Below are 25,191 nucleotides of genomic sequence, written 5' to 3'. Positions count from 1 at the left end.
TCCGGCCATGGTGCGACCAGCATGGTCATCCTGTCAACGATGTGACGCCGCAGCGCGTCAGCGTGCCGCGCGCAGGGCGTCAACGTGGTTGTTCCTTGGGCGATGCGGGCGCAAGATGCAACACGGCAGCACCGGAGGGCTAGACTTGGAACAACAAAGCACACTCGCAGGAAAACATGCGCTGGTCACAGGTGGCGGCACAGGCATCGGGCTCGCCATTGCCCGGGCTTTGGCCGAACAGGGCGCGCTTGTCACGATCACAGGCCGCCGACAGCAGGTGCTGGACGAAGTCGCAGGGGACGGACTGTTCGGCGCGGCCATGGATGTGAGGGATGAGGCATCGGTGTGCGGCGTGATCGCGGATGCGGTCGCGGCCCGTGGCCCGGTGCAGATTTGCGTTCCCAACGCGGGGGTCGCCGAGGGGCGCGCGCTGCACAAGACCGACATGGCATTTTGGCGCGACACGATGTCCACCAATCTCGATGGCGCGTTCCTGACCATCCGTGAATGCCTGCCCGGCATGCGTGGCACCGATTGGGGGCGCGTGATCGCCGTATCCTCGATTGCCGGTCTGCGCGGGCTGCCGGGGGCTGCGGCCTATGCAGCCTCGAAACACGGGTTGATCGGGCTGATACGGTCACTTTCCGAAGATTACATGGGCCAGCCATTTACCTTCAACGCGCTCTGCCCCGGATATGTGGACACCCCGATTGTGACCCGGAACGAGGCCGCAATTGCACAGCGGACCGGGATGAGCGCGCAAGACGCACGGCAGGTGATGATCGATGCGAACCGGCACAAGCGCCTGATCGACGTTGAAGAAGTCGCAGCCGCCGCGCTTTGGCTCGTCGGCCCGGGATCGGGCAGCATCAACGGGCAGTGCATTCAAATCGCGGGCGGTCAGACAGCGTAAGGCGGATCAAGATCCGCCTTACCAACGGGCCCGTGTTGCGCTGGCAACCGTAGCAGGGGCGGAGCACAGCTCCGCCTTACATGGCAGATGTTGCGACCCCGTAAGGCGCACGTGTCGTGCGCCCCACCGCCGGAGTGAAAGCGTCGCCCACCGGCACATTCGGATCGTAGGTGCCGCGCACCACTGCCCTGTGGATCGAGGAATGCGGCCAATCTGTCGGCCTGCGCACCAAACCGGCCTGCACCGGCGCAGAAAAGATCATGCGGCGGTGCGCTGCCAGATCGTCTGCATTCCGGATCGCATGTTCCCAGAATCGACGTTGCCAGATCCCCTTTTCACCGGGACGCAGTTTCATACTCTGCCCCATCTCCGGCGCTGGGCAGGCCCGCGAGAACAGGCTTTTCAGCATCCGCCAGCGCACGGAATAGTCGCTGTCCCCCTCGGGCAAGGTCCATAGCGTGTGGATCACGTCGCCCAACACGACGATCTCATCAATCTCGAACGGATAGCGAGCGCGCGTCAGGCGCACCGCATTGCGCAAGGCGTCGATTTCTTGCACCAGAATGTCCGAGCCGCGGCGCGCCGTGCGCGCGGTGAAGAAATAGGTGCCCCCGGGGCGGCGTGTGCGGATATAGCTTGGCATCCCCAAACGCTATGCGCGTTTTGGTTAACACCTGTTTAAGCGTGGCTCAGGCTGTGCGCAGCATTGGTCGGGCGCGCCGCCCATCTGCCCAGTCGGCGCAAGCTGCGCCAAAGGCTTCAAACAGCGGGCGAGATACTGGATCGGCGCTCGCGTTCCACTCGGGATGCCACTGCACCGAAAGCGTAAAGCCGGGCGCCCCTTCGATATAAACAGCCTCGGGCGTGCCATCGGGTGCGTGGCCGTCCACCACCACACGCGGCCCTGCTTTCTTGATGCCCTGCCCGTGCAACGTATTGGTCGGAACCGAGCGCGTGCCCATCAACTGGTGGAACACACCGCCGTCGCTGAAGGTCACGTCGTGGCGCAGCGCGAACTTTTCCTCCAACGTACCATCGGGGGGCATGCGGTGGTTGTCACGTCCGGGCAAATCGCGAATTTCGGGATAGAGCGAGCCACCCATCGCCACGTTGACCTCCTGAAAGCCGCGACAAATACCCAACAGGGGCTGGCCGCGTTCTACCAGTGCCCGGATCAGGGGCAAGGTGACCGCGTCGCGCTTGCGATCAAAGGCACCATGGGCGTCCGTGGGTTCTTCGCCATATTCTTCCGGGTGCACATTGGCGCGCCCGCCGGTAAAGACAAAGCCCGCGCAATGTTCCAGCAGGTCTTCCAACCGCACCTTGTCAGGCTCTGCGGGCACCAAAAGGGGCAAGCCCTCGGCCACATCTGCCACTGCCGAGATGTTGATCAGGCCAGCGGCCTGCACCTCGTATTCGTCATTGATGACGTGGTGGTTGGAAATGATACCGATAATGGGGCGGGCCATGGAATCCTCGTCTGATGTCGTACCACCGAGATATAGACGGCACCCGCCCCCAAGAATAGAGCAGCGCGCGCGCAGACAACTGTGCGCAAAGCCGCAAAGTCGTCAGCGCTTAAATTTCAGCCACAAGGGAGGCCGCCTCGATCCCGGCCACGGCCGCGATCGCATCGTTGTCGGACGTATCGCCCGTGACACCGACGGCGCCGATCACGGCGCCCTTCTTGTCGCGCAGCAGCACACCACCCGGCACGGGCACGACCTGCCCGCCAAACAGACCGTTCACCGCGCCCATGAAATAGGCCTGCGCCTCGGCGCGCGCCATCTGCGCGGTGCCCGCCATACCCAGCATCACCGCACCGTAGGCCTTGCCATGGGCAACCGCGAAGCGACCCGGCGCTGCGCCATCTTCCCGCTCGAACGCCTGCACGTGACCGCCCGCATCCAGAACCACGACGGACAGTGGCTTCAACTCCATCTCCCGGCCCTTTTCCAGCGCCTTGCGAATGATCGTGCGCGCCTTGCGCAGTGAAATGGTCATGTCTTTCTCCTTTTGCACAGGCTCAAGTCGATGAACGCCTGTTTCTTCTGACTGAAAATACCATCGTGGGTCCGGGGGCAGACAGCCCCCGTGCCACGCGGGCCAATCGCCTGTCAGGCGGCCTTGAACTCCAAACGGCGGGCATGCAGCACAGGCTCGGTATAACCTGACGGCTGCACACGACCCTTGAGCACCAGATCACACGCCGCCTGGAACGCGATCCCGTCAAAGCCGGGGGCCATGGGGATGTAGGCCGCATCGCCTGCGTTCTGGCGGTCCACCACTGCGGCCATCTTCTTCAGCGCCGCCATCACCTGATCCTCGCTCACCACCCCGTGGTGCAACCAGTTCGCCATGGCCTGCGCCGAAATGCGACAGGTTGCGCGGTCTTCCATCAGGGCCACATCGCTGATGTCAGGCACCTTGGAACAGCCAACACCCTGATCGACCCAGCGCACCACGTAACCCAGAATGCCCTGGGCGTTGTTTTCCAGCTCCCGTGCGATCTCGGCGTCCGAGAAATTGCGGCCCGCGGCCACCGGCACGGTCAGCAAATCCTCAAGCGTGCCGCGCGCGCCACCTGCTTTCAGCGCATCCTGACGGGCCAGCACATCGACCTTGTGATAATGCGTCGCGTGCAGCGTGGCGGCAGTGGGGGACGGCACCCAGGCACAGGTCGCGCCTGATTGCGGGTGACCAATCTTGGCCTCGAGCATGTCAGCCATGAGGTCAGGCATGGCCCACATTCCCTTGCCAATCTGCGCGCGCCCCTTCAGCCCGCAGGCCAGGCCGATGTCGACATTGCGATCTTCGTAGGAGGCGATCCATGCCGCCCCCTTCATCTCGCCCTTGGGCACCATCGGACCCGCCTCCATCGAGGTATGGATTTCATCGCCGGTGCGATCCAGGAAACCGGTGTTGATAAAGGCCACGCGCGATTTGGCCGCGCGAATGCACTCCTTGAGATTGGCCGAGGTCCGGCGCTCTTCGTCCATGATGCCCAGCTTGACCGTGTTCGCAGGCAGGCCCAGCACTTTTTCGACCCGCGTGAAGATCTCGTCGGCAAAGGCAACCTCGACCGGGCCGTGCATCTTGGGTTTTACCACGTAGACCGATCCGGTGACCGAGTTGCGCAAGCCGTCCGTCTTGGCGAGATCATGCATGGTAATGAGAGTGGTGACCATCGCATCCATCAATCCCTCGCCAATCTCAAGGCCATCGCGGTCGAGAATGGCCGGGTTGGTCATCAGATGGCCCACATTGCGCACCAGCATCAGGCTGCGGCCCTTGACGGTCACGGGCGCACCATCCGGCCCGGAATAGGTCAGATCGCTTGCCATACGGCGGGTGACAGTCTTGCCGCCCTTTTCGAAAGTCTCGCTGAGATCGCCCTTCATCAGGCCGAGCCAGTTGCCATAGGCGAGCACCTTGTCCTCGGCATCCACCGCCGCAACGCTGTCTTCGCAGTCCATGATGGTGGACAGGGCGGACTCCAGGTTGACCGTCGCGATCCCGGCCGGATCGCTCGCGCCGATCTGATGGTTCGGGTTCACCTGAATTTCGACGCCCAGCCCATTGTTCCTGAACAGGAAACTGCTGCTTTCCTCGTCGGAGGCGTGACCGACATATTGTCCTTCGTCCATCAATGACACAGGCGTGCCACCGGCCTTCAGGACCAGCGCGTTGCCGTCCACACCCAGGGAATCAACGTCGGCCCACTTGGCACCTTGCAGCGGCACCGCCTCGTCCAGAAAGGCTTTGGCCCAGGCAATCACGCGGGCCCCGCGCGCAGGGTCATAGCCCTTGCCGCCGGGCAGATCGCCCATGGCATCCGTGCCATAGAGCGCATCATAGAGACTGCCCCACCGCGCATTGGCAGCGTTCAAGGCAAAACGAGCATTCATGATCGGCACCACCAGCTGTGCGCCGGGGGTGCTGGCAATCTCGGGATCCACATTGGCGGTTTCGATCTCGAAATCCGGGCCTTCGGGCACGAGATACCCGATCTCTTCCAGGAAGGCGCGATAGGCGATCGCATCGTGGGGCGCTGCGCGATGGGCAATGTGCCAGTCGTCGATCTTGGCCTGAATGGACATACGCTCAGACAGCAGCCCACGGTTCTTGGGCCCCAGATCGTGCACAAGCGCCGAAAAACCCGCCCAGAAATCGGCCGAGGCGACGCCTGTGCCCGGCAAGGCCTGTCCTTCGATGAACTGCGCCAGCGTGTCCGCCACTTTCAGTTCGGCCCGTTCCACGTAATTCGACATCTGATGCCCTCCCGGCTTGGATTCTCGACTTCGACGGCAGGCTTAGAGAAAAAGTTTCCTATCGTAAACACGTTTGGTCAGATAATTTTACCAAAGCTGAAAAATCGCTCGAACTGCGCCTTTTCAAGCAGCACCCGCACCCCATTCCAGCCAATGCCGCGCCTCCGCAGAGAGCAGCCCAGCCATCCGAGCCTCGTAGGCGGCGATGTCCTCAGCCTCGAGCACACCCTGCCATTTCTGCGCCCCCCCACTGTGGAAAAAGCATGCATCGTCATGCCAGAACCCCTGCCCCGCAGCGACCGCGAACCGCGCGGCATTGGCTTTCATCGCGTTAAATCGGGCGGCCTCGACCAGGTGCGACAGCAACGCGGCCTCGTGATGGATGCCCGCGTGATCCGCAATACGGGCAACAGCCCCGGGCAAATCGCGCAACATGTCCGCGTAATGCAGCCGCAGGACATTGGGCGCCTCGTCCAGCGCACGCGCCGCACGATAGTGATCCAGGATCGACGCAAGATTGCTACCGGTATGCGCATCGCCCTGCAGAAACAGGTGAAAGCCCTCGCGGACATCTTCGGGAAAGACGTGGCGCAGCACCTCTTTGCGCATGTTGTAGACATGTGCGCGGAATGACAGGTGCACGTCGATCGGGTGGCGGAACACGCAGATGTAGCGGACGTCCGGCCACAACGGGGCACCATCCAGTGGTGTGTGCGTCTTGATCTGGCGACGGCTGGTCTGCGCGTCGAGCGCGGCTGCAACGTCTGCCCAGTCCTCCTCGGCGATGTCGAGCCATGGCGCGCGGGTCGACAATTGCGGATCGACGTTCACATCGCCCGAGAACAGGAGCGCCAGAATGCCCTGCACCCACGTTGTGCCCGATTTGGAGGGGGTGGAGACGACAACGTCGCCCGCCCGCGGTACAAACCGATCCCAGCGGGTCGGATCGACATTCCTTCCGGGATAGATGCGGGCGCGTGGCCGTGGCGGGGTCAGCATGGCCAAGTGCTGGCCTGCGTGCAGCGCGCGGTCAATCTTTAAGGGCAGCGCAGGCGGCGGATTGCCATCCGCCTTACTTGGCGACGCCTGTCCTGCGGCAGCGTTCAGAACAATAGCGCACCTCGTCCCAGACTTTCGCCCATTTCTTGCGCCAGGTGAACGGGCGCTGACAGACCGGGCACATCTTTTGCGGCAACTCGGATTTTCTGCGCATGCGCCCCATCAGAAATCGAACCCCATCTGCCGGCTATCACGGGCCGGAGCCTGTTTTCGGCGTCCAGAGGCGGGCGACACGCCCGCCTTACGCGCCCTCGGCGCACGGTCGTTCACGAAATGCCCCTGCGGGTCCTTGCGGCTCGCGTGTTTGTCCACCACGCGCGCCGCTTCGGAGCGGAAGGAATCCCCCTTGCGGACGGCCCAAACACGCGCGCGCGCAGTGCGCGCTGCCTCGGCCACTTCCACGATGGGTGCGGGATATGTGCGGCCCAGCACGCGGTCCGCGCCATCCCAGCGCCATGGCTCTTGCAGCAGGTCGTCCGGCACATCCGCGAGTTCCGGGCACCAGCGGCGCGTGAACACGCCCGTCGGGTCCTGATCCTTGCCCTGTTTGACGGGGTTGTAGATGCGCACCGTATTCATGCCCGTCGTGCCCGACTGCATCTGCGCCTGGGGCCAGTGAATACCGGGCTCGAAATCGGTGAACTGTCGGGCCAGGTGCAGCCCCGTCACACGCCAGTCGAGCCATAGGTGATAGGACGCTACCGCCATCACCATCGACCGCATGCGGAAATTCAGCCAGCCTGTTGCATCCAGATACCGCATGCACGCATCGACAAAGGGCAGGCCCGTCTCCCCGCTTTGCCAGGCAGCGAGGCGCGCGGCATCAGGGCTGCGCGGGCGCATGTCTTCGTAGGCGGAATGCAGACAGTGATGCTCGAGCGCGGGTTCATCTTCGAGCTTCTGCATGAAGTGGTCGCGCCATGCGAGGCGCGCCTGAAAGGACTTGAGCGACCCGCCCCACCCGGCGCGCGTGCCCTTGACCTCGCGCTGGCGGGCGGCCGCGGCTTGTGACGCTTCACGCCCCGACAGACAGCCAAAGGCAAGGTAGGGCGACAGACGCGAACAGGACCATTCACCGGTCACGGGCGAGGACATGTCCTTGCGATATGTCTGGCCCCGCTCGGTCAGGAAAGAGCCCAGCAGCGACAGGGCCTCGGCCCGGCCACCGCGCTGGCGGTGCGGGCAATGATCCCGCGCCACCAGTTGCGGAACATCGTCGCTGGGCAAAATGGGTCCATGCAGCCGCTCGGGGACATCCACCTGCGGCTGGCGCAGGAACGCGTTGCGCCGTGCCGCCCAGCCATCGCGCCCGTTGAGGCGCCGTATGACGCCGGACTGGGTAAGCTCCTCCCACCGCACGACCTGGCCTGCCGCCCACGCCGCCACATCGCGATCGCGCGCATAAGTCCAGGCACTGCCCGTTTCCTCGTGGCTGATGAGATGATTGAAAGGGGCCGCGCGCGACAGATCCTCCAGTACATCCACCACACGCCCGACCCGCACGACCAGCGTCAGCCCGATACCCCGCAGATCGGCGCGCAAGGCAGCCACGCTTTCCGTCACAAAATCGAACTGGCGGCCCGACACGTCTGTTTGCGCCCAATAGTCCGGCTCGAACACATAAAGAGGGATCACATCGCCCAGCGCCGCCGCACGGGCCAGCGCAGGGTGATCGGTGATGCGCAAATCACGTTTGAACCACAAAACAGTCGTCATGACCCGCACCTAGGGCGCGCGCGGCCAAGGGCCAGCCTCCGCCGACCGCATCGGCGCGCACCTTGAAGCCCCCGGGACACAGCACTAACGTCCAAGGAAACACTGGCTTCCTCACACAAGGCTGACCCCTGATGCGCGATGCGTCCCCCCAAACGATCTACCTCGAGGATTACACACCCTTCGGCTACACCGTTCAGGAGGTGCACCTGACCTTCGATCTGGCCCCGTCCGCCACGCGGGTGACATCGCGCATCCGCTTTGCGCCGAACCCGCAAGCCACGGACAAGACGTTCTTTTTGCACGGCGAAAACCTGTCGCTGATCAGCGCCAAGATTGATGGCGAGCCGGTGACACCGACACTGAGCGAGGATGGGTTGACCTGCGACGTGCCCAACATGCCCTTTGTCTGGGAGGCGGAGGTGCAGATCGACCCGGCCGCCAATACGGCACTCGAGGGCCTCTATCTGTCCAACGGGATGTACTGCACGCAATGCGAGGCCGAAGGGTTTCGCAAGATCACATACTATCCCGACCGCCCCGACGTGATGAGCACATTCACGGTACGCATCAACGGCCCCCACGCCACGCTGCTCAGCAACGGCAACCCGGTCGCCTCGGGCGAAGGCTGGGCGGAATGGCACGATCCCTGGCCCAAGCCCGCCTATCTATTCGCCCTGGTCGCAGGCGAATTGATCGCCCATCGCGACACGTTCACGACGATGGAAGGGCGCAAGGTCGACCTGGCCCTCTATGTCCGCCCCGGTGACGAGGGCAAATGCGCCTTCGGGATGCAGGCGCTCAAGGATTCCATGAAGTGGGACGAGGATGTCTATGGCCGCGCCTATGATCTTGATGTGTTCAACATCGTGGCGGTGGACGACTTCAACATGGGCGCGATGGAGAATAAGGGGCTCAATATCTTCAACGCCTCGGCGGTGCTGGCCAGCCCCGAAACCTCGACCGACACCAATTTCGAGCGGATCGAGGCGATTATCGCACACGAGTATTTCCACAACTGGACGGGCAACCGCATCACCTGCCGCGATTGGTTCCAGCTGTGCCTCAAGGAAGGGCTGACAGTGTTCCGCGACAGCCAGTTCACCGCAGACATGCGCTCGGAACCGGTCAAGCGGATCAGTGACGTCATCGACCTGCGCGGCCGCCAGTTTCCCGAGGATCAGGGGCCCCTCGCGCATCCGGTACGCCCCGAAAGCTTTCAGGAAATCAACAATTTCTATACGGCCACGGTCTACGAGAAGGGCGCGGAGGTTATCCGCATGCTCAAGACACTTGTCGGGGACGCGGCTTATGCCAAGGCATTGGATCTGTATTTCGACCGCCATGACGGGCAGGCCTGCACGATCGAGGATTGGCTGGCCGTGTTCGCGGAGGCCACGGGCCGCGATCTGGCGCAGTTCAAACGCTGGTATTCGCAGGCGGGCACGCCGCGCGTTGCGGTCTCGGACAGTTTTGAAAACGGCACCTATGCGCTGAACTTCACGCAGTCCACACCGCCATCGGCCACGACGGCAGACCCCCAGCCGCAGGTGATCCCCATGGCCGTCGGGTTGATCGGCCCAAACGGGGACGAGGTGATGCCGACCCAGGTGCTGGAGCTGACACAGACCAGCCAGACGTTCTCCTTTCCCGGTCTTGCGGCCAAGCCGGTGCCGTCGATCCTGCGCGGCTTTTCCGCGCCCATCGTGCTGGATCACACGCCGGATCACGCGTTCCTGCTGGCCCATGACACCGACCCGTTCAACCGGTGGGAGGCGGCGCGCAACCTTGCCCGCGCCTCGCTGATGGCCACGATTGTCAAAGGCGCAGCCCCCGATCAGGCGTGGTTGAGTGGGATCGAAAAGGTGCTGCTGGATGACAGCCTTGATCCGGCCTACCGCGCGTTGATGGCCGGGCTGCCCGGCCAGTCGGAACTGGCGGCGGAAATGCACCGCTCCGGGCACACGCCGGACCCGGATGCGATCTGGGTCGCGGTCAATGCATTGAAACAGGCGCTGTCCGACCGGATGCGCGATGGGCTGTCTGCGCTGTACGCGGCCCAACAGGTCAGCGCGCCTTACGCTCCGGATGCGACACAGTCGGGGATGCGGGCCTTGGGCAATACGGTGTTGTCCCTGATCACCCGTCAGGATGGCGGTGATCAAGCGCAGGTACAGTATGACACCGCCGACAACATGACACAGCAACTCAGCGCGCTGGCGAACCTGATCCGCGCCGGGCGCGGTGATGCCGCCCTTGCCCAGTTCGAGGCGCAGTGGAAAGACGACCGCCTCGTCATGGACAAGTGGTTCGGCCTGCAGGTGATCGAGGCCAAGCCCGATGATGCCGCCGACACGGCCAAGGCGCTGACCCGCCACGCCGCCTTCAACTGGAAGAACCCCAACCGGTTCCGGGCCACCCTGGGTGCGCTGGCAGGTCATCACGCAGGCTTTCACGCCAAGGATGGGTCGGGCTACACCATGCTGGCCGACTGGCTGATCACGCTCGACCCGGTGAACCCGCAGACGACAGCGCGGATGTGTTCCGCCTTCCAGACCTGGCGGCGCTATGACGCAATCCGGCAGTCGATGATCGGCAAAGAGCTGGACCGCATCGCCGCCACCCCCAACCTGAGCCGCGATACGACCGAGATGATTACGCGCATTCGAGAGGCATGACATGGGCGGCCTTGCAATCTGATGGACCTTTATAGAGCCACCGTGCCCCCGCTCAAACGCGTAACACTAGCGGTGCCGCGCCTGATCGACTGCCTGTCGGACCCGCGCCCCCTCGGCGCACGCCTCGTGCCGGACAGTTTTTCGGCGGCTGAGCATTTTTGCTGTGCGCTGGGATATGTGGCCCGCACCATTTTGCCGCTGACGGGGGACGAGGTGCCCGATCTGCCCTTTGACACCGATCCAGGTGCCATCGTGGCACTGGCCCATGACATGGCCTTCATGCTGGACGAAGTGAAGCCGTCTGAGTTTGAAGGTGCAGCAACCCGCCAGATCACCCACACCGCCGGAGAGGCGGAACTGGTGCAAAGCGGACAGGATTACGCCCTGCTCTATGCGCTGCCGAATGCGCAGTTTCATCTCGCCCTGGGCTATGCCAGCCTGCGCAAAGCAGGCGCAAATGTGGGCAAGGGCGATCTGGACGGTTTTCACCGCTACGCCCCCGGCACGACCCTTGTGTCCGACACACCAATCAACTAACCTCAAGAAAGCCATTTCCATGACCAAACGCCCCATCTGCCTTATCACCGGTGCCTCTGCCGGGATCGGTGCGGCCTGTGCCCGCCTTGCCGCCCCCGACTACGATCTGGTGCTGAACTACCGCAGCAACCCGGACGGGGCCGCCGCCGTAAAGGCCGACGCCGAAGCGCTTGGCGCGCAGGTCGTCTTGGCGCAGGGCGATGTGGCTGAACCGGATGACATTGCCAGCATTTACAAGGTGGTCGATGACAGTTTTGGCCGCCTGGACGTGCTGATCAACAATGCCGGGATCGTGGACACGTCCGCCAAACTGACCGAGATCGACCACGCGCGCCTGACCCGCATGATGAACGTGAACGTCATTGGCGCCATGCTGGTCGCCAAAGAGGCCGTGATCCGCATGCAGGCCCAGGGTAAGGGCGGCGCGATCATCAACATCTCGTCTGCCGCTGCGCGCCTGGGGTCGGGAAACCAGTATATCGACTACGCCGCCTCAAAGGCCGCAATCGACACCTTTACCAAGGGGCTGTCGGACGAGGTTGCGCAAGACAATATCCGTGTCATGTCGATCCGCCCGGGCCTGATCGACACCGAAATCCACGCCAAGGGCGGACAACCGGGGCGCGCGCAAAAGCTGGCGCATATGGTGCCGATGCGGCGTGAAGGGTCGGCCGAAGAAGTGGCGCGGGCCATCCTGTGGCTTGCGTCGGATGAGGCAAGCTATGTCACCGGGTCCACGCTGGATGTCACGGGTGGCCGTTGAGGACAGATGACGCCCTACAGCTTTGAAACCTCGGGACGCAACCGCAAGACACTGATCGCTTTGATCGCGGTCTGGGGGGCCATTCTGGCAGCCATCCTGTTTCTGGATGCAGCGCTGTGGCTGATGGCGCTGATTGCGTTTTGCACGGCCCCCGCCCTGTACGATCTGGTCGCGGGCCGTCGATCGGGCGTCGGGCTGTCAGAGGACGGGCTCAGCTGGTTTGCCGGGCGACGATCCGGAGAGATCACCTGGGACCGGATCAGCCATATGCGGCTGGATACGCGGCTCGACTTTTCGGTCCGCGCCAGTGCGGTTCTGACCTCCGGGCGCAAGGTGCGTTTGCCGCTTGAGGCGACGCCAAAGGCGGACACGTTCGAACAGATCCTCGCAGAGCGTGGGATCAAGGTCGAGCGTCACCATTTTTCCCTGCTGGGATGAGGTGGGTCGCGCTGATCCTCGCACTCTGTGCGCTGGCGGCCTGCGGTGTCCCCTCGCACCAGAACACGTCCGACCCGCTGTTATATGACAAGGGCGCGGTTGCGCGCGCCGACAGCGCGGTCATCGGCATTCCCGGGGCGCTGACCTCGATCCGGGTGCTTGCCCCGCTCGCCGGGCTCGAGACGACGGATCGCGCCATCGTCTACTACCGGCTGCCCGGCTATGACGGGCGACCCGAAGGTGAATGGGTCGACATCACGCGGGCCGCAGCGCGCATTGCTCGCCTCGTGCGCGAGGCGGGGCTGGCCCGTGTCGACCTGATCGGCCATTCCACCGGCGCCGTGATCGCGCTGGAGGCGGCCAAGGACATCCGCCGCACCAGCCCCGGCACAGACGTGCGCGTCACGGCCATATCCTCTGCCCTGCCCGCGCCGCAGCCGATCCTTGCTGGCGTGCGCGGGGCGGCAGGCACAGTGGCGGCGGCAGCGCGCGCAGGCAGCCTCGCCCCCCGTGATGTGTGGTTGGAGTATTACCGCCGGTTGGCCTATGGGCCGGATGCGGATGCCACGCCAACGTCGCGGCGTGCCGCGGATGCGCTGGTTGCAGCCAATGATGATCGCATCACCCTGCCTGAAAATGGTCTTGCGCGGCGACACACCCGCGCCCTGCGGCGCTGGACAAACCCCGATCCAGAGGCGCTGAGGGGTGCGCGGCTCACCTATTACCACGGTGCGGTGGACCCGGTGTTTCCGCCACGCATCACCAGACGGTTCACCGACAGCCTGCCGGATGCCGAACTGCGCCTCGTGCCGGGGCATGGGCACCTGCTGTTGCTGACCTACCCGGAAATCTGGGATCGGATCGGGCAGGATATCACGGGCTAGTCGGACGGGCGCGACAAGGGGCGCGTGGCATCCAGCGGCGCGCAATAGGGCTGGCGCCTCAGCCACCCAGCCATGTCCGCCCGTTTCGAGGACGAGCGCATCGGCCCCCAATCCGCAGCCACCCCGCGTCCGCCCCGGCCATAGATCACGCCGTCGCGGGGCACCGTCACGGCCATGATCCGCACCGCACAACTGAGGTTGGCCGCCCCGTTCTTGAGCGCCTCACCCGTGCCTACGGTGCACTCGTATCCGCGCGCGGTGGCAGGCAGGATTTGCAACAGGCCATACCATTTGCCACCCCCACCCACGGCGCGGGGCTTGTAGGTGCTTTCGTGTTTGGCCAGCGCCGACAGGAACCCGACCCAAAAGGCGCGGCGCCCCGCGTCACTGGCGCCGGGGTATCGCGGACACCAATCCGCAATGTCGTCCGGCACCATCTCGACCAAGGGCCGCCCATGATCTTTCAGGGCAGACAGGGCCGCACGGTTCCACAGGATGTGGTCGGGCTGGTGGGTCCAGCGGGTGCGCGGCACGTCGCCATCACGCGCAGGCGGGCGCAGCCCGTCAAAATCATCCGCAGGCGTATCCAGTGCCTGTTGGGCCAGGGCCTCTTGCCCCGCCGCGTCCTGTGCAAGGGCCGGAGTGGTCGCGGTCAAAACAGCGGCCAGACCGAGGGTGAGCAAAATACGTGGTGTCATCGCGAGATTATGTTCGAGCAGACAGCGGGGTGTCCAGCGCGCGGCGCAGCGGAATTCAGCCCGTTGCGGCGCGCCGTGAGACAATCTTCGCCCATGGCGCGCATTGTTGTAACCAATGCGCGAAACTGCGGAAAATCACCGCGTAAGTTGCCTGATCTTGTCGCCCCTTTGCCCTCTTTGTGACCCAATTCCCGTCCAGTTTGGTGCCTGTACACGGTGACGGATATTTAACGATGGCTTTTGCAGAACGCATTCTGGCGCCCTTGGCGCACTTTCGGGGCAAGCTGAAAGGCGCCCGGATGACCATGGCGCATGATGGCGTTCTGCAAGCGGCCCGCCCGCCACGATCAACGGCACGGCAGATGGCCTCGGCGCTGGAAAACGCGCTTACCATCCCCTGCCCGGATCCCACAGCAGAAGAACGCGCACGCGACACACATCAGGCGCGCGGCCAGAAACTGGCCCGCCTCGAAGAGTGGACGCGCCTGAGCCAGGAGATTGCCGAGGCCGATGCCGCCCGGCTCAAGACCCAGGGCGGCACGCCTGTTGCGGAATTGCTGGCATATGGCGCGCGCGCCGATGTCGTCAGCGCCGCCGAACACGCCCTGTTGACCGGCAGACCCGATCCCAAAGCCCCCCTGCTTGCCGGGATCGAGGCGCTGGAACAGGTGTTGGCCGAGTATCCCAATGACCCCAGGATCGCCGTGGTCGTGGCCCTGGCCCATATCGACATCGGCTGGGCCTGGCGCGGCCCTGGCTGGGACATCGAAGTGCCCTTGCGCAACCGCGAGGCGCTTCACGCGCATTTTGACCGGGCCGCCGATATTGTTGCCGAATATGATGCCGACACACTGGACTCGCCCCTGCTCGCGGCGACGGTCTGTGCCTTGTCGGTTGGACGCGGCGGCCCCGCGCGCCAGATCACCCGCAATTTCGAACGCTGGATCGATCTGGATATCAAGAATGCGCGCGCCTACCGCACCTTTGGCGTACAGATGCTGCCACGCTGGCACGGTTCTTACGAACGGCTCGAGCTTGAGGCCCGCCGCGCAGCGGGGCGCACCTATGATGTCTGGGGCGCGGGTGCCTATACGTGGATGATGTTTGATGCCATCTCTATCGATCCGAAGGCCTGCGCAGGTGTGGATCTGGATTTCTTCCTCGACGGGTTGCGCGACATTCTGCGCAACACCGGGGACCAGCACACCGTCAACCTGATGGCGGCCTATTGCGCCAATACGATGGGGTCCACCCAAACCGGCGATGACGAGACCGACTATATCCGCAACCAGATTTCCGCCGCCGCCGCCTGGATCGTGCGCGATCACCTGACCGAGCTACATCCGATGCTGTGGGCCCACGCTGCGCGCGGGTTTGACAACGCGTTGCGTATCCGCTGTGCGGACCGGTTCGCGGCCTCGGGCTATGCCGATGCGCTGCGCTATCTGACAGACCTGTTCCGGCGCGAGCTGGCGGCAGGCAAGCGTGTCGTCTTTACCGAGAACGGGGCCGAAACCCGCACCGCCTGAGGCCACGGGCCGTTTCCAAAGACGCCCCCCATATTTCAATTGCGAGTTGTGTATAGCCAAGGTGCACGCCTTGCGGCAGACTGTTGGTATTTCCAATAGCTGATTGCGAGCCATGCCATGTCCTTGTTGTCCTATTCCGTTCAAAAACGTCTTTTCGCCATTGCCGAAGGCATTCCGCCCCTGTCCCAGATCATTAACCGCTGGGCCATCAACCGCGTCGTGAACCGCGCGCGCAGCCGGCCCCACCCCCTCAGCACCGTGCATGATTACGTCTCGTGGCGCGGGCTGACCGACCGGCGCTGGAGCGGGCGACACCTGCCTCCGCAAATCCGGGACAACCCGCCCGAGGTCGCTGATCTGCTGGGCCTGTTCGAACGGCGTGATGGCAAGCAGCGGATTTGCCCCAAGTCCACCTGCCTGTTTCCTGCCTTTGCGCAATACCTCACCGATGGGTTCCTGCGCACCGAAACGGATGGGCTGCACCCGGACGGCGAAGACCCGGCAACCCACCTGCGGCGCAACACATCGAACCATGAGATCGACATGTGCACCCTCTATGGGCGCACCTATGCGCAAACGCAGGCGTTGCGCCTGAAATCGGAAACCCCCGGTGAACGGGGGCGGCTGCGCAGCCAGCAGATCAATGGCGAGGAGTATCCCCCCTATCTCTACCGCGACGGCGCGGTCGATCCGGACTTTGCTGTGCTCGACACGCCGCTGGGACAAAGCGGTATCACCGACGCCCAGCGCGACACGCTGTTCGCGGTGGGCGGAGACCGGGTGAATTCCGTTCCCCAAGTCGCAATGCTCAACACGCTGTTCCTGCGCGAACACAACCGCCTGTGCGCCGAGATCGAAGCCGACCATCCCGATTGGGACGACACGCGCGTGTTCGAAACAGCGCGCAACACCGTGATCGTGCTGTTCATCAAGATCGTGGTCGAGGATTACATCAACCACATCTCACCCCTGCCCTTCATGCTGCGTGCCGATCCCGCGGTGGCGTGGAATGCGACCTGGAACAAACCGAACTGGATCACGGCCGAGTTCAGCCTGCTTTATCGCTGGCACGCGCTGATCCCGGATCAGATGAAATGGGGCGGCGCGTGGCACCCCGTGCACACAACGTTTCGCAACAACGCCCTGCTGACAGGCGAGGGCCTGTTGCAGGCCTTTGTCAATGTCAGCGCCACCCCGGCCGCCGAATTGGGACCGCGCAATACCGCCAACGCGCTTCTGGGTGTCGAGGAAGCATCGATCAAACAGGATCGCGCCTGCCACCTCGCCTCTTTCTCGGACTACTGCGACTACCTCGGCCAGCGGCGCCCCAGCGACTGGACCAAGATTTCAACGGACCCGGAGGTCGCAGCAGAGCTGGCCAAGCACTATACCCACCCGCGCGAGGTCGACTTTCACGTGGGCCTCTTTTGCGAAGACCGGGTGCCCAACAGCCCCCTGCCGAACCTCGTGTTGTTGTTCGTGGCGCTGGATGCGTTCAGCCAGGCCATGACAAACCCGCTCCTGTCGCGGCACGTGTTCAAACCGGCCACATTCTCGGCCCCCGGCTGGCGCGCAATCCAACGCACGCAAACCTTGCGCGATGTGGTTGACCGCAATGTCGACGGCGGTGCGGGGGATGCATTCATCGCGATGACACGCGCCGATTGGGTCCCCGAGTGAGGCGCCACTAGCTGGTGAATACGTTTCGCGGGTCCTCTGACAGACCCACATAGGACGGCTTGATCATGCGGGTGGAGTAGATGTTGTCGCTCCACCGAATGCCGTCCCACAGATCGCTGTCGAGACTCAAGGCCGGCATGTTGCGCAACTCTTCGTGCAGGGTCGCAAGCTGCATTTGCAGATTGCCGGTGCCGGTGGTCGAGGCAAAGCATTTCCAGTCACTGATGCCGCGCGCTGCCGAAAACGGGATCGGCACGAGCGTGTAAAGGCAGTGTTGGCCGAAATCGACATTGTCCCACTCCTCGACCGAGGTGGTGCCAACGGCGACCAGCCGCCCGTTTTCCGGGCTGAACAGAACGGGTGACTGTGCAGCGGCCAGGGGGCGCCCATGACCTTGGTATCACTCAACGCCGCCTTGCCTGTGTGGCGCATCAGAACATCCACCTTGTGGAATTCGAACTTGTCCAGGAACTTTTTCCCCCTCAAAGCGGTGTAGACGCTTGGTCAGGAACCCGGATGTCTGCAGATCTCCATTGGTCAGGAACACCGCGATATGCCCGTCCGGCAGAATGACCGGTGCGGCCTTGATGAACCGGCGAAAGGCGACCGTGTTGGGCGTCGGGTTCTTGGGTTCGAAACCGGACTTCTGGTACAGCAGCACACCATCGAATTCGTCCTTCATCGCTGCATCTTGGCGCGTAACGAAAATTCAGAAAATGACATACTTTCAGCGTCCTGCATGTCACTTTTCACAAAACGACAAGGCAACGCAGGGAATTGCACCCGCGCTATACGTGTATCCTTACAGATACCTCAAATGCTCAGGGCCCGTCATGGTAATCGCCGCACGGCCCCTGCCAGCAAAGCGCGTGAATAGACCTTGTGCGCACCAAGGAGGCTCTGGAACACAGGCCCCAGCGTTGGCTTGCCGCCACGCCCCGGCACCGGCACCACGACAGAGCCAAAGCGTGCCACGCCCGCGCCAAGGGCCAACCACGACATGGTACGCCCGCCCTTGTCGGCCATCAGCAGTTCGGACGGCGTGCGCCCCTCGACCCGCCACACTGCAAACTGCGTTGCCTCATCCGCCGCAAGGGCAGCGACATCTGCATCCGTCGACGGCGCACGCGCCAGCACCCGCAACACAAGGCGTTCGGCGCGAAACAGGGGCTGCGTGTAGAACGCGGCGATGTAATCCGCCAAGCGTGCATCATGCGCGCAGGGCGCCTCGAAACAATCGGCGTAGTGGCCTGCGCGCGCCGCATATTCGGCGATCAGGGTGCCGGGCGGCACATCTGTCTGGTCAATCTTCATGGTCGCGACAGTGCCACAAATCGCGTCAACCCCAAGGGGTGCAATCGTCGCGCCCCCTTGCGGCGCATGGTGGCCTGATCTATTCCCGCAGATGCGCTGTTATCAACGGGAAACACCCATGCTGGACCTGACTTACGAGACCCCAACCGTGAAAACCATCGCCGGGGCGAAACATGACTGGGAACTGGTCATCGGGATGGAAGTCCACGCGCAGATTTCCTCCAACGCCAAGCTGTTTTCCGGGGCCTCGACCCAGTTCGGGAACGAACCCAATTCCAACGTGGCCTTCGTGGACGCGGCCATGCCCGGCATGCTGCCCGTCATCAACGAATACTGCGTGGAACAGGCCGTTCGCACCGGGCTGGGCCTCAAGGCCGCGATCAACCTGACCTCGGCCTTTGACCGCAAGAACTATTTCTACCCCGACCTGCCCCAAGGCTACCAGATTTCCCAGCTGTACCACCCCATCGTGGGCGAGGGTGAAGTGCTGGTCGAAATGGGCCCCGGGCCCGATCTGGGCAAGAAGCGCCTCGTGCGGATCGAGCGCATCCACATGGAGCAGGACGCGGGCAAGTCGATCCACGACATGGATCCGAACATGTCCTTTGTCGATCTGAACCGCACCGGCGTGGCGCTGATGGAGATCGTGAGCCGCCCCGACATTCGCGGCCCCGAAGAGGCGGCGGCCTATATCACCAAGCTGCGCCAAATCCTGCGCTATCTCGGCACCTGCGACGGCAACATGCAGAACGGCAACCTGCGCGCAGATGTGAACGTGTCGATCTGCCTGCCCGGTCAATACGAGAAGTATCAGGAAACACAGGATTTCTCCCACCTCGGCACCCGCTGCGAGATCAAGAACATGAACTCCATGCGCTTTATCCAGCAGGCCATCGAGGTCGAGGCCCGCCGCCAGATCGCCATCGTCGAAGGTGGCGGTGAGGTCGATCAGGAAACCCGCCTCTATGATCCCGACAAGGGCGAAACGCGGTCGATGCGCTCCAAGGAAGAGGCGCATGATTATCGCTATTTCCCCGATCCCGACCTCCTGCCATTGGAGATCGAGCAGGCGTGGGTGGATGACATCGAGGCCTCCCTGCCCGAACTGCCCGACGCCAAGAAGGCGCGGTTCATGGAGGCGTTTGGGCTGACTGACTACGACGCCTCTGTCCTGACGGCCGAGGTCGACACCGCCGCTTACTTTGAAGAGGTGGCGGCAGGCCGTGATGGCAAGCAGGCCGCCAACTGGGTCATCAACGAGCTGTTTGGCCGTCTGAAAAAGGACGACGCTGACATCACCGACAGCCCCGTCTCGCCTGCGCAACTCGGCGGCATCGTGGACCTGATCGCCAAGGGCGACATCTCGGGCAAGATCGCCAAGGACCTGTTCGAGATCGTCTATACCGACGGTGGCGATCCGGCTGAGATCGTCGAAGCCAAAGGCATGAAACAGGTGACCGACACGGGCGCGATCGAAGCGGCCGTGGACGAGATCATTGCCGCCAACCCCGCCCAGGTCGAAAACGCGCGCGAGAATCCAAAGCTCGCCGGCTGGTTCGTCGGTCAGGTGATGAAGGCAACGGGCGGCAAGGCCAACCCCAAGGCCGTGAACGAGATTGTGGCCAAGAAACTGAACGGGTGATCGCGGCTGGGGCTACGCCATCAGTCGCGAATAGTGCATCATGCCTGCACCGCACAGCGCATCCTCGACAGGGGTCCAATGGGCGTTGAACGCCTCTGTGTCCTGCCCAGCCGCGGCCTGAATGTCTGCCAGTGATCGCCGCCCATCTATGGCCGCGATCAGGCCCGATGCATCGCTGGGCAGGTCCAGGGTAAAGGCCTCTCCCGCCAAATCCACGATCAGCTGACCCGTTTTGGCGATATGGGCGGCAAGGGGCGCGGCACCCACACCATGCAGATGCGGCACGGCATCACGGCGGCCCTTGGGCGGCGCCACGACCTGCCCGTTCAGCCTGGCATAGACCACATGCGCTTTGAACGTGCCGCGCAAGTCTTCGGCCAGCTGCATGACCTCTACCTGGCCCAGATGCTCCGGCACCGCGCCCGGCAGCAAGGGTGCGGGATCATACAGCATCGGCTCGGGGCTGCCCGCATAGGCGAGCCCGGCAATCTCCAGCCCCTCCATGAGGTCCGTGATGCGCATCGGCTTGTCCCGGCTGTGCAGCAACAGGTCGAAAAACGCGGCATCCCCCTGTTCGTGATCCACAAGCCGCGCATTGCGTTTGAACGGGTGCGCATCGGGCACCGCGCGCAAGATGGCCCTGGCGCGTTTCAGCCTTTGGCGCGGCTCCATCCCGTCACACAGCGTGCGGAACGCCGATTGCAACGGATAGACACCCGCACGACCCAAAGGGGCATAGACCATCAGCCCCATACCGCCATCCGGGGCGAGGAAGCCTGCCAGCGCGTTCAGCCCCGCCTGCGGATCATCGAGATGATGCAGCACCCCGCAGCAATCGATGTAGTCAAACGGGCCATGCGATCCCGCATGGAACAGATCGCCCGTGACAAAGGTGATCCCCGACAGCTTGCGCACCGCGGCACGCTTTTCGGCAATGCGGCGGGCTGCGGCGGAGACGTCGACATAGGTGATCTGGTAGGGACGCCCGGCATCGCTCAGCAATTGTGCCAACTGGATCAACCCATCACCGGTGCCGCCCCCCGCAACAAGGGCGCGCAAGGGCTTTGACCAGTCGCGCGCTCCACCCCACAGCCAGTGATCCATCTCGACCGGGCGTGACGGCGATCCGGTGACCATGCGCTTGCGCTCATCCGTGGGTTTGCGCGCAGGATAGGGAAAGGCTTCGTATTGGGCCTGAACGTCTTTGTCGGTTATGGTCTGCGCCCTCCCGTGCCGGACTGATATGTAGAGTGTCGGCCTGCGTTCAAGTCTGGCAAGACGCTTTCCACTGGCCCCCCTGCCCTAGCCTTGCACCAGACAAAGACAGGAGACGCCCGTGACCGCCCCCTTCCGTTCCTCCGTGATGACCGTCAAACCGGACTGGATCGACTATAACGGCCATCTGAACATGGCCTATTACAACGTGCTGTTCGATCTGTGCGCCGACGAAATCTACGAACAGATGGGGTTCGGACCGGCCTATCACGCAGCCACCGGCAACACGACCTACACAGCCGAATTTCACCTCAGCTACGTGCGTGAATTGCATGTGAACGACCCTGTCACAGTCACGTTTCAACTGGTCGACTTCGATGCCAAGCGGTTCCACTCCTACCAGGAGATCTGGCATCAGGACGGTTGGCTGGCCGCAACGGGTGAGGCGATGACGCTGCATGTGGATCAGTCCGGGCCGCGTGTGGCGCCCATGCCCGACGACGTGTTTGCCAAGGTCAGCGCCCTTGCGGACGCCCATGCCAGCCTGCCCCGGCCCAAACGTGTTGGCGCTAGTATCGGGATCAAACGGCGTTAGGCGTCGCCAAAGGTTTGGCGCGTTGCGGGTGCAGGCAGGCTGACGCCCTGTTTCATCACCCTTTTCACCGCCACGCGGGGCGGATATACGCCAGCGACAGTCAGCAAAGAGGGCCTGCCATGTCCGGTTGGGAATACAAAGTCGTACCTGCCCCCACGAAGGGCGTCAAAGGCAAGGGCATCAAGAGCCCCGAGGGTCGCTTTGCCAACGCGCTCGAGACATTGATGAATGACATGGGCGCAGAGGGTTGGGAATTTCAACGCGCGGAAACTCTGCCCTCGGTCGAACGCAGCGGGCTGACAGGCAGCACAACCGAGTGGCGCAATGTCATGGTGTTCCGCCGGGCGCTCGTCGATCCGATCGATGATTTCGAACCCGAACTGCTGCCGCCCCCAATCGAAACCACGGTGGATGAGACACCCGTGCAGGATGACGCGCCCGTCGAAGACGCAGGCGATATCGCAGCCGAAACCACTGTCGAGGACGATGGCAGCGACGCGGTTTTCGAGCCCGGCAAAGGTGCCACGGAAATGCTGCCCGACAACGGTGTCGAGGAAACCAGCGAAGTGGCGGGCATGACTGCCTCGCTCAAAAGCCTCGCAAGCCAGCGCAGCAAAAAAGACGCCGACGAAACGGGCGCCTAGACGTCAAGGTCAAGCGCCAGCGCGTGGATACGGCTGATCAGGGGCTGGCCCAGTGCGGCGTGAACGGCGCGATGGCGCGATATGCGATTTTTTCCTGAAAAATCAGCGCTGCGCAGCATGATATTAAAGTGGCTTTCCCCCGCAGCCGGGGCACCTGCATGACCTGCATGGCTGGCACTGTCATCCACCACGACGATCTCGCGCACGTCAAAGGCGCTGCGCAATTTGTCCTCGATTTCCTGCCTGACTGACATTTTTTTCTCTGACCCCCTTCAATCCTGATCTGGGAAGTTTAAACTTGTCTCCTCGAGTCGAAAAGGACTGTTCCCATGCGCAAATCTGATCCCTTTGGTTTTGATATGTCCGTATCGTCGGCCAAAAAGAAAAATCCGCGTGGGCGTCGGGGGATGTCGGGCGCATCCGAGACCTCGACACGGGTCTGCGACCACGAAGGCTGCAACGAAGCGGGCAAATTCCGCGCGCCCAAGGCACCGGACGTTCTGGATGACTTTTTCTGGTTCTGCCAGCAGCACGTGCGCGAGTATAACCTCAAGTGGAACTTCTTTGACGGCACGACCGAGGCCGAGATCAACGCGCAACAGTCCAAGGACAAGGTGTGGGAGCGGGCGACCAAGCCCATGACCGACCCCGAGGCCCGCGCCTGGGCCCGGCTGGGCATCGAGGACCCCCACCAGGTGCTGGGCAAGAACGCGACCCAGAACCCGGGCCGGGGCGGAAATGCCGCCGCACGCAAACTGCCCCCCACCGAAAAGCGCGCCATCGAGATTCTGGATGCCAAGGCAGACGCGACAAAGGCGGATGTGCGCAAGGCCTACAAGGCGCTGATCAAGGTGCTGCACCCAGACATGAACGGCGGTGACCGCAGCCAGGAAGAGCAGTTGCAAGAAGTCGTGTGGGCCTGGGACCAGATCAAGGACAGCCGCAACTTCAAATAGTTGCCTGGCGGCGTTGATGCATGAGCAGATGCACCGCCGCCAGCGACAACGCCCAGGTGATTGCCACGGGCACACTCGTCACGACCCCGTCTGCGATGGCCATCAGGCCCAGAGCAGGCGCGATTTCCAAAACATCGAACATGACGCGTGGCTGCACCGCGCGCGCAGCGACGCCCATCGCGATTATGGCACCCAGGCTTGCCCCGATCACCGTGGCCAGCACGGCTGACAGCGCGCCAAGCAGGTGGCCACGCCATCGCCCGTGCCCGAAACCGCCTGCCAGCAACGCACCCGCGGCACCGGCACCAAATCCGGCACTGATCTGAAACAAGGGCGCGGGCGGCAAGTGACGCGCCAGATCGCCCCCCGCGACCTGCATCATCACTGCGACAAGGCACCCGGCAAGGGCGGTCGAGCCTGCGGCTTGGGCGCGCAGGCGGGACATCATGATTTTTGGCATAGCATTTCCTAGAACTGGACCGATGCACCATGATGCCTTTGGAATTGTGCAGATAACGCGTGCCGCTTGCGCAGAAACAGCGGACGTATCGTGCATTTTTGAATGTGGTCTTTCCCCTTCCCCTTGCCCTTCACCGCTTTATGTTGCACCACGATCAGCGCGCCCATTCGTGGCGCGCTTTACGCTTTTGAAGGGAAAGTCGAGATGGCCGACGGCGCGATGGATATCAATGCAAAACCCAGCGAAGAGATTTCGGTGCGCGAAGTCTTCGGCATTGATACGGACATGGTGGTCAAGGGCTTTGCCGACCGCACGGATCGCGTTCCCGAACTCGACAGCACCTACAAGTTCGATCCCGACACCACGCTGGCGATCCTAGCAGGGTTTTCCCACAACCGCCGTGTGATGATCCAAGGCTATCACGGCACGGGCAAATCGACCCACATCGAACAGGTGGCGTCGCGCCTCAATTGGCCTGCCGTACGCGTCAACCTCGACAGTCACATCTCCCGGATCGACCTGATCGGCAAGGACGCGATCAAGTTGAAGGACGGCAAGCAAGTCACTGATTTCCAAGAAGGTATCCTGCCCTGGGCCTTGCGCAACCCGACCGCCATCGTGTTCGACGAATACGATGCGGGGCGCGCCGACGTGATGTTCGTGATCCAGCGCGTGCTGGAAGTCGACGGCAAGCTGACCCTGCTGGACCAGAACCAGGTGATCGAACCGCATCCCTATTTCCGCATCTTTGCGACCGCCAACACGGTTGGCCTCGGCGACACCACCGGCCTCTACCACGGCACCCAGCAGATCAACCAAGGTCAGATGGACCGTTGGAGCCTCGTGGCGACGCTCAACTACCTCAGCATCGATGCCGAAACGGCCATCGTTCTGTCAAAAAACCCGCACTACAACACCGCCGAGGGGCGCAAGACCGTCAAACAGATGGTGACCGTTGCAGACCTGACGCGCACGGCCTTCATGAACGGCGACCTCAGCACCGTCATGTCGCCGCGGACAGTTATCGCATGGGCACAGAATGCCGAGATTTTCCGCAATGTCGGCTACGCCTTCCGCCTGTCCTTCCTGAACAAGTGCGACGAGCTAGAGCGCCAGACAGTCGCCGAGTTCTACCAGCGCCTGTTTGACGAGGAACTGCCCGAAAGCGCGGCGAGTGTGAGCCTGGGTTAAGGCATGGAGGC

General features: G+C 63.1%; 27 protein-coding genes. 13 read left to right on the top strand and 14 right to left on the bottom strand.

Annotation, left to right across the window (positions count from 1 at the left end; all coding sequences use genetic code 11):
* The first annotated feature begins 115 nt into the window (after positions 1–115).
* A complete protein-coding gene (locus ACMHLQ_RS20545) occupies positions 116–913 on the top strand; it encodes an SDR family NAD(P)-dependent oxidoreductase (protein WP_415402532.1) in 798 nt (265 codons plus the stop codon).
* Between the two features lie 76 nt (positions 914–989).
* Here the strand turns inward: ACMHLQ_RS20545 and ACMHLQ_RS20540 are convergent, their stop codons facing one another.
* The 7 genes from ACMHLQ_RS20540 to ACMHLQ_RS20510 form a co-directional block, all read right to left on the bottom strand.
* Positions 990–1,556: an REP-associated tyrosine transposase gene (locus ACMHLQ_RS20540; protein ID WP_415402531.1), complete on the bottom strand. Its 567-nt coding sequence runs from the start codon at positions 1,554–1,556 to the stop codon at positions 990–992.
* Positions 1,557–1,602: 46 nt separating this feature from the next.
* The gene (locus ACMHLQ_RS20535; protein WP_415402530.1) at positions 1,603–2,382 is read right to left on the bottom strand and encodes a gamma-glutamyl-gamma-aminobutyrate hydrolase family protein; all 780 of its coding nucleotides are present in this window, start codon (positions 2,380–2,382) and stop codon (positions 1,603–1,605) included.
* A 109-nt stretch (positions 2,383–2,491) separates the two neighbouring features.
* Positions 2,492–2,917 carry a GlcG/HbpS family heme-binding protein gene (locus ACMHLQ_RS20530; RefSeq protein WP_415402529.1) on the bottom strand — a complete coding sequence of 142 codons (426 nt, stop codon included), beginning with the start codon at positions 2,915–2,917 and terminating at the stop codon, positions 2,492–2,494.
* Positions 2,918–3,030: 113 nt separating this feature from the next.
* Entirely contained in the window at positions 3,031–5,184 is a 2,154-nt protein-coding gene (locus ACMHLQ_RS20525) for a malate synthase G (protein ID WP_415402528.1), read from the bottom strand.
* Between the two features lie 123 nt (positions 5,185–5,307).
* The gene (locus ACMHLQ_RS20520) at positions 5,308–6,183 is read right to left on the bottom strand and encodes a sulfotransferase domain-containing protein (RefSeq protein ID WP_415402527.1); all 876 of its coding nucleotides are present in this window, start codon (positions 6,181–6,183) and stop codon (positions 5,308–5,310) included.
* Between the two features lie 73 nt (positions 6,184–6,256).
* Positions 6,257–6,406, bottom strand: coding sequence for a DUF2256 domain-containing protein (locus tag ACMHLQ_RS20515; RefSeq protein WP_415402526.1), 150 nt, complete (start codon positions 6,404–6,406; stop codon positions 6,257–6,259).
* Positions 6,406–7,959, bottom strand: a complete 1,554-nt coding sequence (locus ACMHLQ_RS20510; protein WP_415402525.1) for an FAD-binding domain-containing protein — start codon at positions 7,957–7,959, stop codon at positions 6,406–6,408. Before ACMHLQ_RS20510 ends, ACMHLQ_RS20515 begins: the two co-directional genes overlap by 1 nt.
* Before the next feature lie 131 nt (positions 7,960–8,090).
* Here ACMHLQ_RS20510 and pepN point away from each other — a divergent pair, with 131 nt between their 5' ends.
* Genes pepN through ACMHLQ_RS20485 form a run of 5 tightly spaced genes read left to right on the top strand, consistent with a single transcriptional unit; the run spans position 8,091 to position 13,256 of the window.
* Positions 8,091–10,634, top strand: a complete 2,544-nt coding sequence (gene pepN, locus ACMHLQ_RS20505) for an aminopeptidase N (RefSeq protein WP_415402524.1) — start codon at positions 8,091–8,093, stop codon at positions 10,632–10,634.
* 21 nt (positions 10,635–10,655) lie between these two features.
* A complete protein-coding gene (locus ACMHLQ_RS20500) occupies positions 10,656–11,171 on the top strand; it encodes a DUF1993 family protein (protein ID WP_415402523.1) in 516 nt (171 codons plus the stop codon).
* 19 nt (positions 11,172–11,190) lie between these two features.
* Complete coding sequence (locus ACMHLQ_RS20495) at positions 11,191–11,934, top strand: SDR family oxidoreductase (protein WP_415402522.1); 744 nt, start codon at positions 11,191–11,193, stop codon at positions 11,932–11,934.
* A 6-nt stretch (positions 11,935–11,940) separates the two neighbouring features.
* Positions 11,941–12,372, top strand: a complete 432-nt coding sequence (locus ACMHLQ_RS20490) for a hypothetical protein (RefSeq protein WP_415402521.1) — start codon at positions 11,941–11,943, stop codon at positions 12,370–12,372.
* The gene (locus ACMHLQ_RS20485) at positions 12,369–13,256 is read left to right on the top strand and encodes an alpha/beta fold hydrolase (RefSeq protein ID WP_415402520.1); all 888 of its coding nucleotides are present in this window, start codon (positions 12,369–12,371) and stop codon (positions 13,254–13,256) included. The genes ACMHLQ_RS20490 and ACMHLQ_RS20485 overlap by 4 nt, the downstream gene beginning before the upstream one ends.
* Here ACMHLQ_RS20485 and ACMHLQ_RS20480 read toward each other — a convergent pair.
* Positions 13,253–13,954, bottom strand: coding sequence for a transglycosylase SLT domain-containing protein (locus ACMHLQ_RS20480; RefSeq protein ID WP_415402519.1), 702 nt, complete (start codon positions 13,952–13,954; stop codon positions 13,253–13,255). The genes ACMHLQ_RS20485 and ACMHLQ_RS20480 overlap by 4 nt on opposite strands.
* A gap of 233 nt (positions 13,955–14,187) precedes the next feature.
* Between ACMHLQ_RS20480 and ACMHLQ_RS20475 the strand changes: the two genes are divergently transcribed.
* Together ACMHLQ_RS20475 and ACMHLQ_RS20470 are read left to right on the top strand one after the other, a co-directional pair.
* Complete coding sequence (locus ACMHLQ_RS20475) at positions 14,188–15,483, top strand: hypothetical protein (RefSeq protein WP_415402518.1); 1,296 nt, start codon at positions 14,188–14,190, stop codon at positions 15,481–15,483.
* Positions 15,484–15,600: 117 nt separating this feature from the next.
* Positions 15,601–17,163, top strand: coding sequence for a peroxidase family protein (locus ACMHLQ_RS20470; RefSeq protein WP_415402517.1), 1,563 nt, complete (start codon positions 15,601–15,603; stop codon positions 17,161–17,163).
* Positions 17,164–17,170: 7 nt separating this feature from the next.
* On the opposite strand, the gene ACMHLQ_RS20465 is transcribed toward ACMHLQ_RS20470, so the two are convergent.
* The 3 genes from ACMHLQ_RS20465 to ACMHLQ_RS20455 all read right to left on the bottom strand — a co-directional run bounded on the left by ACMHLQ_RS20465 (position 17,171) and on the right by ACMHLQ_RS20455 (position 18,477).
* On the bottom strand, positions 17,171–17,419 hold the full coding sequence (locus ACMHLQ_RS20465; RefSeq protein ID WP_415402516.1) for a hypothetical protein: 249 nt from the start codon (positions 17,417–17,419) through the stop codon (positions 17,171–17,173).
* Positions 17,420–17,563: 144 nt separating this feature from the next.
* Positions 17,564–17,845 (bottom strand): hypothetical protein, encoded by a 282-nt coding sequence (locus tag ACMHLQ_RS20460; RefSeq protein WP_415402515.1) that lies wholly within the window; start codon positions 17,843–17,845, stop codon positions 17,564–17,566.
* 149 nt (positions 17,846–17,994) lie between these two features.
* Positions 17,995–18,477, bottom strand: coding sequence for a hypothetical protein (locus tag ACMHLQ_RS20455; RefSeq protein WP_415402514.1), 483 nt, complete (start codon positions 18,475–18,477; stop codon positions 17,995–17,997).
* A 118-nt stretch (positions 18,478–18,595) separates the two neighbouring features.
* Between ACMHLQ_RS20455 and gatB the strand changes: the two genes are divergently transcribed.
* A complete protein-coding gene (gene gatB, locus ACMHLQ_RS20450; RefSeq protein WP_415402513.1) occupies positions 18,596–20,119 on the top strand; it encodes an Asp-tRNA(Asn)/Glu-tRNA(Gln) amidotransferase subunit GatB in 1,524 nt (507 codons plus the stop codon).
* Between the two features lie 12 nt (positions 20,120–20,131).
* Here gatB and ACMHLQ_RS20445 read toward each other — a convergent pair whose 3' ends face one another.
* Positions 20,132–21,256 (bottom strand): class I SAM-dependent methyltransferase, encoded by a 1,125-nt coding sequence (locus tag ACMHLQ_RS20445; RefSeq protein WP_415402512.1) that lies wholly within the window; start codon positions 21,254–21,256, stop codon positions 20,132–20,134.
* Positions 21,257–21,455: 199 nt separating this feature from the next.
* Between ACMHLQ_RS20445 and ACMHLQ_RS20440 the strand changes: the two genes are divergently transcribed.
* Together ACMHLQ_RS20440 and ACMHLQ_RS20435 are read left to right on the top strand one after the other, a co-directional pair.
* On the top strand, positions 21,456–21,929 hold the full coding sequence (locus ACMHLQ_RS20440; protein ID WP_415402511.1) for a thioesterase family protein: 474 nt from the start codon (positions 21,456–21,458) through the stop codon (positions 21,927–21,929).
* Between the two features lie 119 nt (positions 21,930–22,048).
* Positions 22,049–22,573: a DUF4177 domain-containing protein gene (locus tag ACMHLQ_RS20435; RefSeq protein WP_415402510.1), complete on the top strand. Its 525-nt coding sequence runs from the start codon at positions 22,049–22,051 to the stop codon at positions 22,571–22,573.
* On the opposite strand, the gene ACMHLQ_RS20430 is transcribed toward ACMHLQ_RS20435, so the two are convergent.
* Positions 22,570–22,827 (bottom strand): BolA family protein, encoded by a 258-nt coding sequence (locus ACMHLQ_RS20430; RefSeq protein WP_415402509.1) that lies wholly within the window; start codon positions 22,825–22,827, stop codon positions 22,570–22,572. The two genes, ACMHLQ_RS20435 and ACMHLQ_RS20430, sit on opposite strands and share 4 nt — an antisense overlap.
* 75 nt (positions 22,828–22,902) lie before the next feature.
* Between ACMHLQ_RS20430 and ACMHLQ_RS20425 the strand changes: the two genes are divergently transcribed.
* Positions 22,903–23,529: a J domain-containing protein gene (locus tag ACMHLQ_RS20425; protein WP_415402508.1), complete on the top strand. Its 627-nt coding sequence runs from the start codon at positions 22,903–22,905 to the stop codon at positions 23,527–23,529.
* On the opposite strand, the gene ACMHLQ_RS20420 is transcribed toward ACMHLQ_RS20425, so the two are convergent.
* Positions 23,522–23,989: a hypothetical protein gene (locus tag ACMHLQ_RS20420; RefSeq protein ID WP_415402507.1), complete on the bottom strand. Its 468-nt coding sequence runs from the start codon at positions 23,987–23,989 to the stop codon at positions 23,522–23,524. The two genes, ACMHLQ_RS20425 and ACMHLQ_RS20420, sit on opposite strands and share 8 nt — an antisense overlap.
* 204 nt (positions 23,990–24,193) lie before the next feature.
* On the opposite strand from ACMHLQ_RS20420, the gene cobS reads away from it, so the two are divergent.
* The gene (cobS, locus tag ACMHLQ_RS20415) at positions 24,194–25,180 is read left to right on the top strand and encodes a cobaltochelatase subunit CobS (protein WP_415405323.1); all 987 of its coding nucleotides are present in this window, start codon (positions 24,194–24,196) and stop codon (positions 25,178–25,180) included.
* Positions 25,181–25,191: the final 11 nt, after the last annotated feature.

Origin of the sequence: Tateyamaria algicola (genome assembly GCF_047715485.1) — a bacterium.
Lineage (GTDB): Bacteria > Pseudomonadota > Alphaproteobacteria > Rhodobacterales > Rhodobacteraceae > Tateyamaria.
This window is presented reverse-complemented; position numbering and strand designations above follow the sequence as displayed.

Bases quoted from the DNA above. Each gene is read 5' to 3' on its own strand.
- ACMHLQ_RS20545 (WP_415402532.1), top strand. From the start codon at position 116: ATGCAACACGGCAGCACCGGAGGGCTAGACTTGGAACAACAAAGCACA.
- ACMHLQ_RS20540 (WP_415402531.1), bottom strand. From the start codon at position 1,556: ATGCCAAGCTATATCCGCACACGCCGCCCCGGGGGCACCTATTTCTTC.
- ACMHLQ_RS20535 (WP_415402530.1), bottom strand. From the start codon at position 2,382: ATGGCCCGCCCCATTATCGGTATCATTTCCAACCACCACGTCATCAAT.
- ACMHLQ_RS20530 (WP_415402529.1), bottom strand. From the start codon at position 2,917: ATGACCATTTCACTGCGCAAGGCGCGCACGATCATTCGCAAGGCGCTG.
- ACMHLQ_RS20525 (WP_415402528.1), bottom strand. From the start codon at position 5,184: ATGTCGAATTACGTGGAACGGGCCGAACTGAAAGTGGCGGACACGCTG.
- ACMHLQ_RS20520 (WP_415402527.1), bottom strand. From the start codon at position 6,183: ATGCTGACCCCGCCACGGCCACGCGCCCGCATCTATCCCGGAAGGAAT.
- ACMHLQ_RS20515 (WP_415402526.1), bottom strand. From the start codon at position 6,406: ATGGGGCGCATGCGCAGAAAATCCGAGTTGCCGCAAAAGATGTGCCCG.
- ACMHLQ_RS20510 (WP_415402525.1), bottom strand. From the start codon at position 7,959: ATGACGACTGTTTTGTGGTTCAAACGTGATTTGCGCATCACCGATCAC.
- pepN (WP_415402524.1), top strand. From the start codon at position 8,091: ATGCGCGATGCGTCCCCCCAAACGATCTACCTCGAGGATTACACACCC.
- ACMHLQ_RS20500 (WP_415402523.1), top strand. From the start codon at position 10,656: ATGGACCTTTATAGAGCCACCGTGCCCCCGCTCAAACGCGTAACACTA.
- ACMHLQ_RS20495 (WP_415402522.1), top strand. From the start codon at position 11,191: ATGACCAAACGCCCCATCTGCCTTATCACCGGTGCCTCTGCCGGGATC.
- ACMHLQ_RS20490 (WP_415402521.1), top strand. From the start codon at position 11,941: ATGACGCCCTACAGCTTTGAAACCTCGGGACGCAACCGCAAGACACTG.
- ACMHLQ_RS20485 (WP_415402520.1), top strand. From the start codon at position 12,369: ATGAGGTGGGTCGCGCTGATCCTCGCACTCTGTGCGCTGGCGGCCTGC.
- ACMHLQ_RS20480 (WP_415402519.1), bottom strand. From the start codon at position 13,954: ATGACACCACGTATTTTGCTCACCCTCGGTCTGGCCGCTGTTTTGACC.
- ACMHLQ_RS20475 (WP_415402518.1), top strand. From the start codon at position 14,188: ATGGCTTTTGCAGAACGCATTCTGGCGCCCTTGGCGCACTTTCGGGGC.
- ACMHLQ_RS20470 (WP_415402517.1), top strand. From the start codon at position 15,601: ATGTCCTTGTTGTCCTATTCCGTTCAAAAACGTCTTTTCGCCATTGCC.
- ACMHLQ_RS20460 (WP_415402515.1), bottom strand. From the start codon at position 17,845: ATGAAGGACGAATTCGATGGTGTGCTGCTGTACCAGAAGTCCGGTTTC.
- ACMHLQ_RS20455 (WP_415402514.1), bottom strand. From the start codon at position 18,477: ATGAAGATTGACCAGACAGATGTGCCGCCCGGCACCCTGATCGCCGAA.
- gatB (WP_415402513.1), top strand. From the start codon at position 18,596: ATGCTGGACCTGACTTACGAGACCCCAACCGTGAAAACCATCGCCGGG.
- ACMHLQ_RS20445 (WP_415402512.1), bottom strand. From the start codon at position 21,256: ATGGTCACCGGATCGCCGTCACGCCCGGTCGAGATGGATCACTGGCTG.
- ACMHLQ_RS20435 (WP_415402510.1), top strand. From the start codon at position 22,049: ATGTCCGGTTGGGAATACAAAGTCGTACCTGCCCCCACGAAGGGCGTC.
- ACMHLQ_RS20430 (WP_415402509.1), bottom strand. From the start codon at position 22,827: ATGTCAGTCAGGCAGGAAATCGAGGACAAATTGCGCAGCGCCTTTGAC.
- ACMHLQ_RS20425 (WP_415402508.1), top strand. From the start codon at position 22,903: ATGCGCAAATCTGATCCCTTTGGTTTTGATATGTCCGTATCGTCGGCC.
- ACMHLQ_RS20420 (WP_415402507.1), bottom strand. From the start codon at position 23,989: ATGCCAAAAATCATGATGTCCCGCCTGCGCGCCCAAGCCGCAGGCTCG.
- cobS (WP_415405323.1), top strand. From the start codon at position 24,194: ATGGCCGACGGCGCGATGGATATCAATGCAAAACCCAGCGAAGAGATT.